The sequence below is a fragment of the Streptomyces sp. NPDC004065 genome, assembly GCF_044903565.1.
In the GTDB taxonomy this organism is placed as follows: Bacteria; Actinomycetota; Actinomycetes; order Streptomycetales; family Streptomycetaceae; genus Streptomyces.
The window spans coordinates 139102-154002 of sequence record NZ_JBJDQT010000005.1 but is presented as its reverse complement, the minus strand read 5'-3'; the positions used below and the strand labels follow the sequence as shown (position 1 = coordinate 154002).

The window sequence follows — 14901 nt, the reverse complement described above, 5'->3', positions numbered from 1 at the left end:
CTCTCGAAGCGCTCGGTCAACGATGCGCGGACGATCCTCCGCAGTGCGTTGACCAACGCCATGGTGGAAGAGCGCATCTCGAAGAACGTCGCCCAGCTGGTCAAGGTCCAGCGGGCTCGGCGCAAGCGTCCGGACCCGTGGTCGGTCGAGGAGGCGTGCACCTTCCTGGAGAACGCGCAGAAGTGGCGAGACTACCTGTACGCGGCGTACGTCCTGATCCTCGTCCTCGGTCTCCGAAAGGGGGAGGTCCTGGGGCTCACTTGGTCGGACGTGGACCTGGACACGGGGGAGCTGCACATCCGGCACCAGCTTCAGCGGGTCCGCCGGCGTCTGATCCACACCGACACGGCCAAGACCGAGGCGTCCGAGGCGGTGCTTCCGCTGCCGGACATCTGCCTGACCGCCCTCCGGCTCCGGCGGAAGGAACAGGAGGCGGCGAAGGTGGCGGCGCGTGACCTCTGGACGGAATCGGATCTCGTCTTCACTACCCGCTACGGCACCCCGGTCGAGCCGCGGAACTTCACCCGTGAGTTCAACCGGCGGTGCGACCGTGCCGGCGTCCGGCAGATCCGCGTGCACGACACCCGGCACACCTGCGCCTCGCTCCTGGCCGCCCTCGATGTGCATCCCCGGATCGCCATGCAGATCCTTCGCCACTCCGAGATTGCGGTGACGATGGAGGTGTACACCCACGTGCCCTCGTCGGAGACCCGGCGGGCGCTCCGGAAGCTCGGGAAGGCGCTGGGTGGCAGCAAGCAGAAGGATGGCAAGAAGAAGGGCAAGCGCAAGCAGGAAGAGCGGCCGGGCGAGGACGGCCAGCAAGAGCCATAGAGGTTGCTGTACTCCGCTGCTGTACAAACCCTCAGAGGCCCATTCGCGATCATGCGAATGGGCCTCTGACCTGTGTCGGGGTGGCGGGATTTGAACCCACGACCTCTTCGTCCCGAACGAAGCGCGCTGCCAAGCTGCGCTACACCCCGATGTCACTGCTCGTCGCGGTGACGTCGTTTACTTTAGCCCACTGGTGGCTGGAGACGAAATCCGGTTTTGGCGGGGTGGTGGGTCGGGTCCGGGCGGGCGTGGTCCACGGCCACCAGGAGCAGGGCCAGGGCGTAGACGGAGAGGCTGAGCAGGAGGGCGTTGCCCAGGACGTGCTCGTAGCCGTGCCGGTCGGCGGTGAGGAAGGGGTAGAGGTAGCGGTCGGGGGCGCCTGGGGGGAGCAGTTCGGCGCGGGTGAGGGTGAAGGCCAGGTACGCCAGGGGGTACAGCAGCCAGGGGCCGGCCTGGCGCAGGTGGAGGCGGGCCGGGGCGGTCAGGAGGAGCCAGTCCAGGAGGGCCGCGACCGGGGTGGCCGTGGTGAGGACGTGGGTCGCCGCCGTCTGCCAGAGCGGGTGGGTGCCGGGGGTGCCCGTGAACGAGAACGACGGGGCGCCGCGGGGCAGGAGCAGGTGGTGGGCCAGGGCCGTCACGGTGACGTAGAGCAGGGCCGCCCCCGTCACCCCGGAGGGAAGCGGGTGGCGGGCGGTCCAGGCCCTGCGGGCGGACAGGGCGAGGACCAGCGCCGCGAAGACGCCGCTCTGCACCGCGAAGTGGCTCAGGACCCGGGCCGGGGAGCCGAGGGCGATCTCCACGGCCACGGCCGCCGCCGTCGTCGCCGCGACCAGGAGGCGGTAGGCCGCCGCCCGGCGCCGGCGGGTGGGTGCCACCACCGCCGTCGCGGGGACGGCCGAGGGGGTCAGGGCGGCCAGGCGGGGGATCGCGGGGAGGTCCGGGATGTCCCGGGGGATCGGGGGAGTCGGGGGAGCCGGGGGGACCCGCCGGGTGCGGGCGGTGCGGGCGGTGCGGGCGGCATGTGAGGCGCGCGAGGCGCGGGAGGCCGGAGGTATGCGGGCGGGCATGACCTCACGGTAGGTAAGAGGGGTATAAGGGGCTATTGGGGTGTGCTGATCGGGTTACTCCTTGCCGACCAGCGTCAGCAGCGTCGCCTCCGGGGGGCAGGCGAAGCGGACCGGGGTGTAGCGGTTGGTGCCGCAGCCGGCCGAGACGTGCAGGTAGGACGTGTGGCCCTCGGACGTGTGGGTGGACAGGCCCTTCACGCGGTCGGTGTCGAGGTCGCAGTTGGTGACCAGCGCGCCGTAGAACGGGATGCAGAGCTGGCCGCCGTGGGTGTGGCCGGCCAGGATCAGGGGGTAGGCGTCGGCGGTGAAGGCGTCGAGTACGCGCAGGTAGGGGGCGTGGACCACGCCCATCGAGAAGTCGGCCGAGCCCGAGGGGCCGCCGGCCACCCTGGCGTAGCGGTCGCGCTTGATGTGCGGGTCGTCCAGGCCGGTCAGCTCGACCGAGACGCCCTCGACCTTGAGGATGCCGCGTGTGTTGGTCAGGTCGAGCCAGCCCGCCGCGTCGAAGCCGTCGCGCAGGTCCTCCCACGGGTTGTGGATCACGCCGACCGCCGGGGCGTTGCCGTTGAGGCCGTGGCGGCCGCTGGCCTTCTCCAGCAGGTAGCGGGCGGGGTTGCGCAGCTTGGGGCCGTAGTAGTCGTTGGAGCCGAAGACGTACGCCCCCGGGAACTGCATCAGCGGGCCGAGCGCGTCCAGGACCTCCGGGACGCCCTCGGGGTCCGAGAGGTTGTCGCCGGTGTTGATCACGAAGTCGGGGCGCAGGCCGGCCAGCGAGCGCAGCCAGCGCTGCTTCTTGCGCTGGCCGCCGACCATGTGGATGTCGGAGACCTGCAGGACGCGCAGCGGGCGCATGCCCGAGGGCAGGACGGGGACCGTCACCCGCCGCAGGCGGAAGGAGCGGGCCTCGAAGCCCGCCGAGTAGAGGAGACCGGCGGCAGCGACCGCCGTGATGCCCAGGGGAACTCCGTATCGCGCGCGCATGTGTCCATCGTCTCAGGCGCGGGCCGTGCGGTGGTAATCAGCCGGGTCGGGCCGGGCGGCGGTCCGCCGCCAACGGGTGGGCCGACGGGGGGAGTCCGCCGGGAGCGGGGCCGGGGCGCCCGGTAAATCGGCGCGGATGCGGGGTCGTAGCTGCGACAATCGGAGTCATGACCACGCTCAAGTCGAAGCTGCACGAAGACCTCAACGCCGCGATCAAGGAGCGCGACGAGCTCCGCTCCTCGACGCTCCGGCTGACGCTCGCCGCGATCACCAAGGAGGAGGTCGCGGGCAAGGAGAAGCGCGAGCTCTCCGACGACGAGGTTCTCAAGGTGATCACCAAGGAGGCCAAGAAGCGCCGGGAGGCGGCCGAGGCCTTCGCCCAGGGCGGCCGTGCGGAGTCGGCCGAGCGGGAGCGCGCGGAGGGCGAGGTGCTTGCCGCGTACCTGCCCAAGCAGCTGTCCGACGAGGAGCTGGACGCGATCGTGGCCCAGGCCGTCGAGGAGGCCAGGGCGGCGGGGGCCGAGGGGCCCCGGGCCATGGGTGCGGTCATGAAGATCGTGAACCCGAAGGTCGCCGGGCAGGCCGAGGGCGGGCGCGTCGCCGCGGCCGTGAAGCGGCGTCTGGCCGGCTGACCCCAGGCCCAGGAAGGGACGTACGCGGGGCTGCCCCAGGAGAGGGCGGCCGCGGGCCGGGGCCCGCGCGGCCTCATCGCCGTGGGGCCGCCTCAGCCTCGCCGCCCCCCGTTGCCGTTCCCGTTCGTGCTGCCGTTCTGGCCCTGGACGAAGCCCTGCGGGACGGAGAAGGTCGGGTTCGGGACGGTGCCGCCGTTGGTGTTGCCGGCGTCGCTGCCGCCGGTGCCGCCGTCGGTGGGGCCGCCGAAGAGACCGCCGATCAGGCCGCCGATGTCACCGTTTCCTCCCCCGTTGCCGCGGCCCCGGCCTTTTCCCCGGTCCCTGTCCTTGTGCTTGTCCTTGTCCCGGTCCTTGGCGTCCGGGATGTCGACGAGGTTGAACGACGGGGCCGGCTTGCCCTGCAGCGCGCCGGTCATCGCGTCCCGCCAGATCGGGCCGGGTACCTGGCCGCCGTAGACCAGGCTGTTGTAGACACCGCCGATGGTGATGTCGGTCATCTTCACCTTCTGGGTGGCGCTGCCCACCCAGACCGCGCCCGACAGGTTCGGGGTGTAGCCGACGAACCAGGCGTTCTTGCGCTCGTCCGTCGTACCCGTCTTGCCGGCGTTGTCGCGGTCGGACAGGCCCGCCTGGCGGCCGGTGCCGGAGTCGACCACACCCTGGAGCAGGGTGTTGACGGTGTCGGCGGTCTTCTCCGACATGGCGCGGGAGCAGGTCGACCGCGGCACGGGCAGCGACTTCTCCTCGTCGCCGATCTTCCGCGTGATCGACTCGATGGCGACCGGGGTGCAGTACATGCCGCGGGAGGCGAAGGCGGCGTACGCGCTCGCCATCGTCAGCGGGGAGATGCCCTTGGAGCCGAGCGCGATCGCCGGCACCTGCGGCAGCTTGTCGCCATTGCCCTGCACCACGTGCAGCTTGTCGGTCATGTCGGCCACCGGGCACAGGCCGATGTCGGAGATCATCTGCACGAAGTAGGTGTTGACCGACTTCGCCATGGCCTCCTTCATCGCGTACGGGCCGTGCTCCGAGGTGCTCTCGTTCTCGACGTTGTCGTGGTCCTGGTTGACCCAGGTCTTGCCGTTGCAGGCCTGGACCGGGCTCGGGTACGGCATCTTGTACGGCGACGAGTACTCCTGCGTGGGCGGCTTGCCCTGCTCCAGCGCGGCCGCCGCCACGAAAGGCTTGAACGTCGAACCGGTCGGGAAGCCGAAGTTCGAGCCGCCCATGTCGCTGCCGACCGAGTAGTTGATCTCGGTCTCGTTCTTGCCGTAGCCGTACGGCTTGGACTGGCCCATCGCGACGATCCTGCCGGTGCCGGGCTCGACCAGCACGGACGCCGCCGCGACCCGGTCCGACTGGTAGACGTGGGACTTCAGCGAGTCCTGCACGGAGGCCTGCGCCTGCGGGTCCAGCGTGGTGCGGATGGTGAGGCCGCCCTGGTTCCAGATCTTGGCCCGCTGCGCGCGGGTCTTGCCGAAGACCGGGTCGTTGAGGAAGACCTGCTCGACGTACTTGCAGAAGAAGCTGGCGCCCTTGACCGCGGTGATGCAGCCGTTGCGCGGCTGGGTGACCTTCAGGCCCAGCGGCTCCTTCTTGGCCTTGTCGGCCTCCGCCTGGGAGACGTCGCCGACCTCGGCCATGCGCTGCAGCACGACGTTGCGGCGCTTGGTGGCCTCCGCCTCGTCGTTGACCGGGTCGTAGCGGCTCGGGGACTGCACGATGCCGGCCAGCAGGGCCGCCTGGGGGAGGGTGAGGTCCTTGGCGTGCTTGGAGAAGTAGCGCTGGGCGGCGGCCTCGACGCCGTAGGCCTGCTCGCCGAAGAAGGTGATGTTGAGATAGTTCTCGAGGATCTTCTTCTTCCCCAGGTCCTGCTCGACCTGGATCGCGTACTTCAGCTCCTTGATCTTGCGGCCGAGGGTCTGCTGGGTGGCCTGGGCGACCTTCGTCGGGTCGTCGCCCGCCTCCTCCACGAAGACGTTCTTCACGTACTGCTGGGTGAGCGTGGAGGCGCCCTGGGCGACCCCGCCGCTCTGCGCGTTCTTGTTGAGGGCGCGCAGCACGCCCTTCAGGTCGATCGCGCCGTGCTGGTAGAAGCGCGAGTCCTCGATGGCGACGATCGCCTTCTGCATGTAGGGCGAGATGTCCTTGAGCTCGACCACCGTACGGTCGCGGGAGTAGACCTGGGCGAGCTGGTGGCCCTGGTCGTCGAGGATCGTGGTGCGCTGACTGAGCGGCGGGCGCCTGAGGTTGGCCGGGATGTCGTCGAACCCCTGCACCGACCCCTTGGCGGCCAGGCCGAGCGCGCCGGCCGCGGGCAGCGCGATGCCGGCCATGACGGCCCCCGCGAGCACACTCACACCGAGGAACTTGGCGGCCTGCTGCGTGGGCGACAGGCCTCCGCCCGAGCGCTTCTTTGGCATGAGGGCAGCCTAATCCGTCGTGCTGAGGGTTCCGCGGGAGCGGGTGCCCCTCGGGATGTTCGGGTGCCGGATCGTGACATGAGCTCCCCGGCGGATCACGGAACGGCACCGTGGGATGCCGACCTTCCCATTCGCCGGACAGGCGTCCAGGCGTTGGCCTAAGCTGCTCTCAACTGTCACAACGGTGCGGCCACGTATCCATACGTGCGGCGGCCTCGAAATGTTCCGGCTCCTTCCGACTTTGTTGGTCGGCATGGTTCCGGGGGGTGAGGCCGGCCGGGGCGGCGAGAGCGGCGAAAGCGTGTGGAATGCGTGCCCGAATTCGCCTTGTGTGACACCCCGCGTCCCTTGTGGCGCAAGGCGAATGCCCCTGTGTGACGGGGAATGTCGCGTATGTCGTCACCTCACTCCCCCGGGTGATCTGCGGCCAACCCATAGTCCGTTCGGGCCATTCAAGATTGGGCCCGCTGGGGGTGTTGCGCCGTGCCCACCTTCCGTAACGTCCTCAACTGGCGGCGGTGAATATGCCGCTGCCGCCGTGGGGGAGCCTCGATTCGGGAGAGGACGGCGCCGGTATGGGCTGGGTAACCGACTGGAGTGCGCAGGCGGCCTGCCGCACTACCGATCCGGATGAACTGTTCGTTCAGGGAGCAGCACAGAACAGGGCCAAGGCGGTGTGCACCGGATGCCCGGTACGCACCGAATGTCTCGCCGACGCGCTCGACAACCGTGTCGAGTTCGGTGTGTGGGGAGGCATGACCGAGCGGGAGCGCCGCGCACTGCTGCGCAGGCGGCCGACCGTCACCTCGTGGCGCCGGCTGCTCGAGACGGCACGCTCGGAGTACGAGCGCGGGGCCGGCCTGGTGCCCCTCGACGACGACCAGGTGTACGAGAACTACGCGGCGGTGAGCTGAGGGCGGCACCCGCGCGGGTGCCGCCGGGTCGCGCGGCGGGAGGCGTCCCCCAGGCGTGACGCGACCGCCGTGCCGCGGCTGCCGGCCGGGCCGGCGTCGTGCCGCGACCCCCGGCCGGGCGGCCTCCGTGCCGCGGCTCCTGGTCGGACGGCCGCCGTGCCACGGCTCCTGGTCAGCGCGGCTTCTGGTCAGCCGGCCGCGTCGGGCAGCTCGCGCCGGTTGTCCGCGAGCCGGTCCCCGATGTCCCGCAGCCCCGCGAGGTCGTGCACATCGCCGGGCAGCGCGGCCACTTCGGCGACCGCCACCTCGGGGTGCAGCGCGGTGAAGCGGTCACGCGTGCGCTGCTCGCGGGAGAGCAGCTGCATGCGCTCGGCGTGCAGCCTCAGCAGGCCCGCCGCGACCCGGTCGGCGGACTCGGCGGAGCCGGCGGACGCCTCGTCGTGGGGTGCGTCGTCGTGGGACGTCTCGTCGTCGGACGCATCCGAGGCATCGGGTGCGTCCGGGGTCTCGGATGTGCCGGGTGACGTCGGCGCATCGTCCGGACGGTGGCCGGACGCCGGCTCCCCCGCCGTGGGAGAGGAAGCGGGGAAGGGGCCGGAAGCCTCTGAACTGCCATACGTTTCGGGAGAGTTACGAAGTCCAGCTTTCCCGTCCGCCTGATCCACAATGCGGGCTTCCTCAAGATTTTCCGCGGCGGCGAGCGCCCGCTCGGCCGACAGCCGGTCGGCGCCGCTGCCGTGCACGCGGTTGAGGACCAGACCGGCCAGCGGCATCCTCTCCGCGGCCAGCCGCTCCACGAAGTACGCGGCCTCGCGCAGCGCGTCCCGCTCCGGGGCCGCGACCACCAGGAAGGCCGTGCCCGGCGCCTGGAGCAGCTTGTACGTCGCGTCCGCGCGCGTGCGGAACCCGCCGAAGGTGGTGTCCATCGCGGCCACGAACGTCTGGACGTCCCTCAGCAGCTGACCGCCCAGCAGCTTGCCGAGCGTGCCGGTCATCATCGACATCCCGACGTTCAGGAACTTCATCCCCGCCCGTCCGCCCAGCTTCGCGGGCGCGGTCAGCAGCCGGATCAGCCGGCCGTCGAGGAAGGAGCCGAGCCGCTTGGGCGCGTCCAGGAAGTCCAGCGCCGAGCGCGAGGGGGGCGTGTCGACGACGATCAGGTCCCACTCGTCCCGGGCCCGCAGCTGCCCCAGCTTCTCCATCGCCATGTACTCCTGCGTGCCCGCGAAGCCCGCCGAGAGCGACTGGTAGAAGGGGTTGGCCAGGATGGCGGCGGCCCGCTCGGGGTCCGCGTGCGCCTCGACGACCTCGTCGAAGGTGCGCTTCATGTCGAGCATCATGGCGTGCAGCTCGCCGTCGCCCTCCGTGCCCTTCACCCGGCGCGGGACGTTGTCGAGCGAGTCGATGCCCATCGACTGCGCGAGCCGGCGGGCCGGGTCGATGGTCAGCACGACCACCTTCCGGCCGCGCTCGGCGGCGCGCAGCCCGAGGGCCGCCGCCGTGGTCGTCTTGCCGACGCCGCCCGAGCCGCAGCACACCACGATGCGCGTCCCCGGGTCGTCGATCAGCGCGTCGACACCGAGCACGCGCGCGGGTGCCAGCCGCCGGGCGCCGGGCGTCTCGCGCCCCTCGCCGGAGGAACGTTCGGTCTCCCGCGCCTGCGCCGGGTCCGGGCTCATGACATCCCCTGCTTCCGCAGCTCGGTCGCCAGTTCGTACAGGCCCGCCAGGTCCATGCCCTCGGCGAGCAGCGGCAGTTCGTGCGACGGCAGACCCAGTTCGGCGAGGACGGACCGCTGCTCCTGCTCCAGCGCGTACCGCTCCGCGTACTCCCCGGCCTGGTCCAGCAGCGGTTCCACCAGCCGCTCGGCACCGCCGCCGCGGCGGGCGCCGCCCAGGCCGGCCGCGGACAGCGACCGGGCCAGCGCGGCGCGCGGAACCGTCCGTACGAGTTCCAGGTCGGCGGCGTCCAGCACCTGCGGACGCACCATGTTCACGATGATGCGGCCCACCGGCAGCCGGGCGGCGCGCAGTTCCGCGATGCCGTCCACGGTCTCCTGGACCGGCATCTCCTCCAGCAGCGTCACCAGGTGCACGGCCGTCTCGGGCGACTTCAGCACGCGCATGACCGCCTGCGCCTGATTGTGTATCGGGCCGATCTTGGCAAGACCGGCCACCTCGTCGTTGACGTTCAGGAACCGGGTGATGCGTCCGGTGGGGGGCGCGTCCATGACGACGTAGTCGTAGACGAAGCGGCCGCCCTTGTCCTTGCGCCGGACCGCCTCGCACGCCTTGCCGGTCAGCAGGACGTCCCTGAGGCCCGGCGCGATGGTGGTGGCGAAGTCGATGGCGCCGAGCTTCTTCAGGGCCCGGCCCGCGCCGCCCAGCTTGTAGAACATCTGGAGGTAGTCCAGCAGCGCCAGTTCCGGGTCTATGGCGAGGGCGTGGACCTCACCGCCCCCGGGTGCGACCGCGATCTTCCGTTCCTCATAGGGCAATGCCTCTGTTTCGAAGAGTTGTGCGATGCCCTGCCGGCCCTCGACCTCGACGAGGAGCGTGCGCTTCCCCTCCGTGGCCAGGGCCAGCGCGAGGGCGGCGGCGACCGTCGTCTTTCCGGTCCCGCCCTTGCCGCTGACGACCTGGAGCCTGCTCACGTCTTCGAGCCTAACCAGTCCGCCCACGGGTCACGCGGGAGGCTGTGGACAACTGTCGTCGTGGTCGGCCGCCGGTGCGGCGGACCGCAGGGGCTACAGTCGGCCACATGACCAAGTGGGAATACGCAACCGTGCCGCTGCTCGTCCACGCCACGAAGCAGATTCTGGACACCTGGGGCGAGGACGGCTGGGAGCTCGTGCAGGTCGTGCCGGGCCCGAACCCCGAGCAGCTCGTCGCCTACCTGAAGCGGGAGAAGCAGGGATGAGCGCGGTCGAGGCCAGGCTGGCCGAACTGGGTCTGACGCTGCCGGAGGTCGTGCCGCCGCTGGCCGCCTACCAGCCGGCCGTGCGCTCCGGCCCGTACGTGTACACGGCCGGCCAGCTGCCGATGGTGGAGGGCAAGCTCCCGGTCACCGGCAAGGTGGGCCTGGAGGTCACCCCGGAGGAGGCCAAGGACCTGGCCCGCACCTGCGCGCTGAACGCGCTGGCCGCCGTCAAGTCCGTCGCCGGCGACCTGGACCGCGTCGCGCGCGTGGTGAAGGTCGTGGGCTTCGTGGCCTCGGCCGCGGACTTCACCGGGCAGCCGGGCGTCCTCAACGGCGCCAGCGAGCTGCTGGCCGAGGTGCTGGGGGACAAGGGCGTGCACGCGCGCAGCGCGGTCGGCGTGGCGGTGCTGCCGCTGGACGCGCCGGTGGAAGTGGAGATCCAGGTCGAGCTGGTGCCGTAGGCATCCGCGGGCCCGGTTCGGAGGTAGCGGGTGGAGGCCGGGCCTGGTTCGGAGGTATCGGGTGCAGGCCGGGTCTGGTTCGGCGGCGTATCGGGTGCGGGTACGGGCCCGATACGGAGGCAGATCGAGTGGCGCGTACGGGCCGAGCCCTGGGGGCGCGTCGGGTACGGGTGCCGTACGGGCCGACGCCGGAGGGGCCCGGCGGAGCCGCCCCCGGCGGTGACCGTCAGGGCGGCTCCGGGCGCGGCTCCACCGGCCCTGACCTCGGGCGCCCCTCGAACATTCGCTCCCCACGGGATAGCCTCCGCCCATGGCGAATGGGCAGTGGTTTCCCCCCGACTGGCCGGACCGCATCCGCGCGCTCGCGGACGGCACCCTCACCCCCGTGACGCCGCGGCGTGCGGCCACGGTGATGCTCCTGCGGGACACCGACGCCGGTCCGGTGGTGCACATGCTGCGCAGACGCGCCTCGATGGCCTTCGCCGCGGGCGCATACGCGTACCCCGGCGGGGGAGTCGACCCCCGTGACGACGACCATCAGATCCGCTGGGCGGGGCCCACGCGCGCGTGGTGGGCCGGCCGGCTGGGCGTGGCGGAGAACGAGGCGCAGGCGATCGTCTGCGCCGCCGTGCGGGAGACCTACGAGGAGGCGGGCGTCCTGCTCGCCGGGCCCGGCCCGGACTCCGTCGTCGGCGACACCACGGGGGAGGACTGGGAGGCCGACCGGGCCGCCCTGGTCGCCCGTGAGCTGTCCTTCGCCGAGTTCCTGGACCGGCGCGGCCTCGCCCTGCGCTCGGACCTGCTGGGCGCCTGGACGCGCTGGATCACTCCCGAGTTCGAACAGCGCCGCTACGACACCTGGTTCTTCGTCGCCGCCCTGCCCGAGGGCCAGCGCACCCGCAACGCCTCCACGGAGGCCGACCGCACGGTGTGGATCCGCCCCGAGGACGCCGCGGCCTCGTACGACAGGGGTGAGCTGCTGATGATGCCGCCCACCATCGCCACCCTGCGCCAGCTGATCCCCCACGGCAGTTCCGCCGAGGCACTCGCGGCGGCGCCGGAGCGCGACCTGACCCCGGTGCTCGCACGGGCCCGTCTGGTGCACGGCGAGGTCGTCCTGTCCTGGCCGGGCCACGACGAGTTCACCAAGCACATCCCGACCGGCACGGCGGACACCGGAGCCGCGGCCGGAACCGGCACGGCGGACACCGGAGCCGCGGCGCGCACCGGTCCCGCCGCCGGTCCTCCGCCGGCCGGCCAGGGGTGAGCCCGCCCCGTCCCCGTCCCCGTACGCCCACGACCGACGTCGAGGAAGGTCCCTCCGCATGACGGACGCAGCAGCGCTCCCCGGACAGCCCCGGGGCGGCGTCCACACCGGTCCCGCCACCGCGCGGGCCGTCAACGTGCTCGCGCCCAACGCGTCCGCCATGACCCTGGACGGCACCAACACCTGGATCGTCTCCGAGCCCGACTCCGAGCTGGCGGTCGTGATCGACCCCGGACCGCTGGACGAGGGCCACCTCAGAAACGTCGTCGACATGGCGGGGAAGGCCGGCAAGCGCGTCGCCCTGACCCTGCTGACCCACGGTCACCCCGACCACGCCGAGGGCGCCGCCCGGTTCGCGGAACTCACCCGCACCCGGGTGCGGGCCCTGGACCCGGCCCTGCGGCTGGGCGACGAGGGCCTGGGCGCCGGGCAGGTGGTCGAGGTCGGCGGCCTGGAGCTGAGGGTGGTACCCGCCCCGGGCCACACCGCGGACTCCCTGTGCTTCCACCTCCCGGCCGACCGGGCGGTCCTCACCGGCGACACGATCCTGGGGCGTGGCACGACGGTCGTGGCGCACCCCGACGGCCGCCTCGGCGACTACCTGGACTCCCTGCGCCGGCTCAGGTCCCTCACGGTCGACGACGGTGTGCACACCGTCCTGCCGGGGCACGGCCCGGTCCTGGAGGACGCCCAGGGCGCCGTGGAGTACTACCTGGCCCACCGCGCCCACCGGCTGGCGCAGGTGGAGACGGCGGTCGAGGACGGCTGCCGCAGCCCCGCCGAGGTCGTCGCCCATGTGTACGCCGACGTGGACCGCTCGCTGTGGCCGGCGGCGGAGCTGTCGGTGCGCGCCCAGCTCGACTACCTGCGCGAGCACGGCATCATCTAGCCACGGGGACTCGCAGGGCCCAGGGGGCAGTTACGTCCCCTGGGCCAGCGCGTCCCCGGCGTCACTGCGTCCCCGGGGTCAGTGCGCCCCCCGGGTCACGGTGGGCTCGGAGCCTGCACGGCTCCGATGCCGGTACGCCCCCGAGGTCAGCGCGACCTCTTCGCCAGGCGCTCCACGTCCAGGAGGATCACCGCGCGGGCCTCCAGGCGGAGCCAGCCGCGCTGGGCGAAGTCGGCCAGCGCCTTGTTCACGGTCTCGCGGGACGCGCCGACCAGCTGGGCCAGCTCCTCCTGCGTCAGGTCGTGCACGACGTGGATGCCCTCCTCGGACTGCACGCCGAAGCGGCGGGACAGGTCCAGCAGGGCGCGGGCGACACGGCCCGGAACGTCGGAGAAGACCAGGTCGGACATCTGGTCGTTGGTCTTGCGCAGCCGGCGGGCGACGGCGCGCAGCAGGGCGCCGGCCACCTCGGGCCGGGCGTTGAGCCAGGGCTGGAAGTCGCCGTGGCCGAGGGCCAGCAGCTTGACCTCGGTCAGCGCGGTCGCCGTAGCGGTGCGCGGGCCCGGGTCGAAGAGCGACAGCTCTCCGATCAGTTCGCCGGGGCCGACCACGGCCAGCATGTTCTCCCGGCCGTCGGGCGACGTCCGGTGCAGCTTGACCTTGCCCTCGGTGACCACGTACAGACGGTCGCCCGGGTCGCCCTCGTGGAACAGCGAGTCGCCCCGTGCGAGGGTCACCTCCGTCATGGAGGCGCGGAGCTCCGCGGCCTGCTCGTCGTCGAGCGCCGCGAAGAGCGGATTGCGCCGCAGAACGTCGTCCACGAGTTCTCTCCTTGTCGACCTGCTCAGGGGATCTTGCTCCCCCGTGTGCCAGGGGACCGTGTTCCCCATTTTGCCGGACGGTCCAAACAGTGTGATCTGTCACAAGGATGCCGCACAGGTGTCCCGCGGTAAGCGGCAGGGGTCCAATCGGGCGCCGATCTTCGGGGTCCGGGGCGGATGTCCGTGCCGGGCTTTAGGCTGGCCGGGTGTCCAAATCGCCGGTGAGAGCACAGGCCGAGGGGGCTGGGCGGGTGGCTGAACATCAGGATTCCGCTGTGGGCGAACACGAGCCCGACGGCGGCACGGAACCGGCGAAGGCGGCGAAAAGGGCGCCCACCGGAAAGACGGCGGCTGCCGGCGGGAGGACCGGCGCCGCGAAGACCGGCGCCGCGAAGACCGGCGCCGCGAAGACCGGCGCCGCGAAGACCGGCGCCGCGAAGACCGGCGCCGCGAAGACCGGCGCCGCCAGGACCAGCGGCGGGCGCGTCGGCGGGAACGCCCCCGCGGAGGAGCCCACGGCCAAGAAGGCCCCAGTGAAGAGGGCTCCCGCCAAGAAGGCGGCCGCCAAGAAGGCCGCCGCCAAGAAGGCTGCCGCCGAGAAACCGGGGAAGAAGGCGGCCACGAAGAAAGCCACTGCCGCGAAGTCCGCCACCACCGCCGGCAAGACCGCCGCGAAGAAGACCCCCGCGAAGAAGGCCACCGCCAAGAAGGCCACCGCCAAGAAGGCCACAAAGGCCACCGCCAGGAAGACCACCGCCCAGGCCGAGCCCCTGGTCAGGAAGGCCACGCCGCCCAAGAAGATCGCCGTCGTCCCGGAGAAAGCCGTCGCCACCGTACGCAACGCCCCGCCCGCCCGGACCATCGCGCCCCGGCCGCCGAAGAACGAGTCGCGCACCGCCCTGGTCCGGCGCGCCCGCCGGATCAACCGCGAGCTGGCCGAGGTGTACCCCTACGCCCACCCGGAGCTGGACTTCGAGAACCCCTTCCAGCTGCTGGTCGCCACGGTGCTGTCCGCCCAGACCACGGACCTCAGGGTCAACCAGACGACGCCCGCGCTGTTCGCCCGGTACCCCACCCCGGAGGACCTCGCCGCGGCCAACCCCGAGGAGGTCGAGGAGATCCTCCGGCCCACCGGCTTCTTCCGGGCCAAGACCAAGTCGGTGATGGGCCTGTCCAAGGCCCTGGTGGAGGAGTTCGGCGGTGAGGTCCCGGACCGGCTGGAGGACCTCGTCAAGCTGCCCGGAGTCGGCCGCAAGACCGCCTTCGTGGTCCTCGGCAACGCCTTCGGCCGCCCCGGCATCACCGTGGACACGCACTTCCAGCGGCTGGTGCGGCGCTGGCAGTGGACCGAGGAGACCGACCCCGACAAGATCGAGGCCGCGGTCGGCGCGCTCTTCCCGAAGAGCGAGTGGACGATGCTCTCGCACCGCGTGATCTTCCACGGCCGGCGCATCTGCCACGCGCGCAAGCCGGCGTGCGGCGCCTGCCCGATCGCCCACCTCTGCCCGGCGTACGGAGAAGGGGAGACCGACCCGGAGAAGGCGAGGAAGCTGCTGAAGTACGAGAAGGGCGGCTTCCCCGGCCAGCGGCTCAAGCCCCCGCAGTCCTACCTGGACGCGGGCGGCAGGCCGGCCCCGCCCCTGGGGGCCGGGTGACGGCGCGTACGGCAGTGCCGCCCGTCCCCGAGGACCGCGTC

At 71.9% G+C, this 14901-nt stretch carries 14 protein-coding genes and 1 tRNA gene; 8 read left to right on the top strand and 7 right to left on the bottom strand.

Annotation, left to right across the window (positions count from 1 at the left end):
• Positions 1-48: 48 nt before the first annotated feature.
• Entirely contained in the window at positions 49-831 is a 783-nt protein-coding gene (locus ACI2LW_RS09145) for a site-specific integrase (RefSeq protein WP_404730530.1), read from the top strand.
• Positions 832-906: 75 nt separating this feature from the next.
• Here the strand turns inward: ACI2LW_RS09145 and ACI2LW_RS09140 are convergent.
• The 3 genes from ACI2LW_RS09140 to ACI2LW_RS09130 all read right to left on the bottom strand — a co-directional run bounded on the left by ACI2LW_RS09140 (position 907) and on the right by ACI2LW_RS09130 (position 2879).
• Positions 907-980: transfer RNA gene (locus ACI2LW_RS09140), tRNA-Pro, on the bottom strand.
• A gap of 33 nt (positions 981-1013) precedes the next feature.
• Positions 1014-1898: a Pr6Pr family membrane protein gene (locus tag ACI2LW_RS09135; protein WP_404730529.1), complete on the bottom strand. Its 885-nt coding sequence runs from the start codon at positions 1896-1898 to the stop codon at positions 1014-1016.
• 54 nt (positions 1899-1952) lie between these two features.
• Positions 1953-2879: a metallophosphoesterase gene (locus ACI2LW_RS09130; RefSeq protein WP_404730528.1), complete on the bottom strand. Its 927-nt coding sequence runs from the start codon at positions 2877-2879 to the stop codon at positions 1953-1955.
• 167 nt (positions 2880-3046) lie between these two features.
• Between ACI2LW_RS09130 and ACI2LW_RS09125 the strand changes: the two genes are divergently transcribed.
• On the top strand, positions 3047-3511 hold the full coding sequence (locus tag ACI2LW_RS09125) for a GatB/YqeY domain-containing protein (RefSeq protein ID WP_404730527.1): 465 nt from the start codon (positions 3047-3049) through the stop codon (positions 3509-3511).
• Positions 3512-3603: 92 nt separating this feature from the next.
• Here ACI2LW_RS09125 and ACI2LW_RS09120 read toward each other — a convergent pair whose 3' ends face one another.
• Entirely contained in the window at positions 3604-5934 is a 2331-nt protein-coding gene (locus tag ACI2LW_RS09120) for a transglycosylase domain-containing protein (protein ID WP_404730526.1), read from the bottom strand.
• A 575-nt stretch (positions 5935-6509) separates the two neighbouring features.
• Here ACI2LW_RS09120 and wblA point away from each other — a divergent pair.
• A complete protein-coding gene (gene wblA / locus ACI2LW_RS09115; RefSeq protein WP_351840789.1) occupies positions 6510-6848 on the top strand; it encodes a transcriptional regulator WblA in 339 nt (112 codons plus the stop codon).
• A gap of 188 nt (positions 6849-7036) precedes the next feature.
• Here the strand turns inward: wblA and ACI2LW_RS09110 are convergent, their stop codons facing one another.
• Positions 7037-8527 carry an ArsA family ATPase gene (locus ACI2LW_RS09110; protein ID WP_404730525.1) on the bottom strand — a complete coding sequence of 497 codons (1491 nt, stop codon included), beginning with the start codon at positions 8525-8527 and terminating at the stop codon, positions 7037-7039.
• Positions 8524-9501, bottom strand: a complete 978-nt coding sequence (locus tag ACI2LW_RS09105; protein ID WP_404730524.1) for an ArsA family ATPase — start codon at positions 9499-9501, stop codon at positions 8524-8526. Before ACI2LW_RS09105 ends, ACI2LW_RS09110 begins: the two co-directional genes overlap by 4 nt.
• Positions 9502-9608: 107 nt before the next feature.
• On the opposite strand from ACI2LW_RS09105, the gene ACI2LW_RS09100 reads away from it, so the two are divergent.
• From ACI2LW_RS09100 to ACI2LW_RS09085, 4 genes are all read left to right on the top strand, one after another.
• A complete protein-coding gene (locus ACI2LW_RS09100) occupies positions 9609-9767 on the top strand; it encodes a DUF4177 domain-containing protein (protein ID WP_073947089.1) in 159 nt (52 codons plus the stop codon).
• A complete protein-coding gene (locus tag ACI2LW_RS09095) occupies positions 9764-10228 on the top strand; it encodes a RidA family protein (protein WP_404730523.1) in 465 nt (154 codons plus the stop codon). The genes ACI2LW_RS09100 and ACI2LW_RS09095 overlap by 4 nt, the downstream gene beginning before the upstream one ends.
• A 310-nt stretch (positions 10229-10538) precedes the next feature.
• Positions 10539-11495, top strand: coding sequence for an NUDIX hydrolase (locus tag ACI2LW_RS09090; RefSeq protein ID WP_404730522.1), 957 nt, complete (start codon positions 10539-10541; stop codon positions 11493-11495).
• Between the two features lie 58 nt (positions 11496-11553).
• Positions 11554-12384: an MBL fold metallo-hydrolase gene (locus tag ACI2LW_RS09085; RefSeq protein WP_404730521.1), complete on the top strand. Its 831-nt coding sequence runs from the start codon at positions 11554-11556 to the stop codon at positions 12382-12384.
• A gap of 146 nt (positions 12385-12530) precedes the next feature.
• On the opposite strand, the gene ACI2LW_RS09080 is transcribed toward ACI2LW_RS09085, so the two are convergent.
• Positions 12531-13205, bottom strand: coding sequence for a Crp/Fnr family transcriptional regulator (locus ACI2LW_RS09080; protein WP_404730520.1), 675 nt, complete (start codon positions 13203-13205; stop codon positions 12531-12533).
• Positions 13206-13738: 533 nt separating this feature from the next.
• Here ACI2LW_RS09080 and nth point away from each other — a divergent pair.
• Positions 13739-14860, top strand: coding sequence for an endonuclease III (gene nth / locus ACI2LW_RS09075; RefSeq protein ID WP_404730604.1), 1122 nt, complete (start codon positions 13739-13741; stop codon positions 14858-14860).
• Positions 14861-14901: the final 41 nt, after the last annotated feature.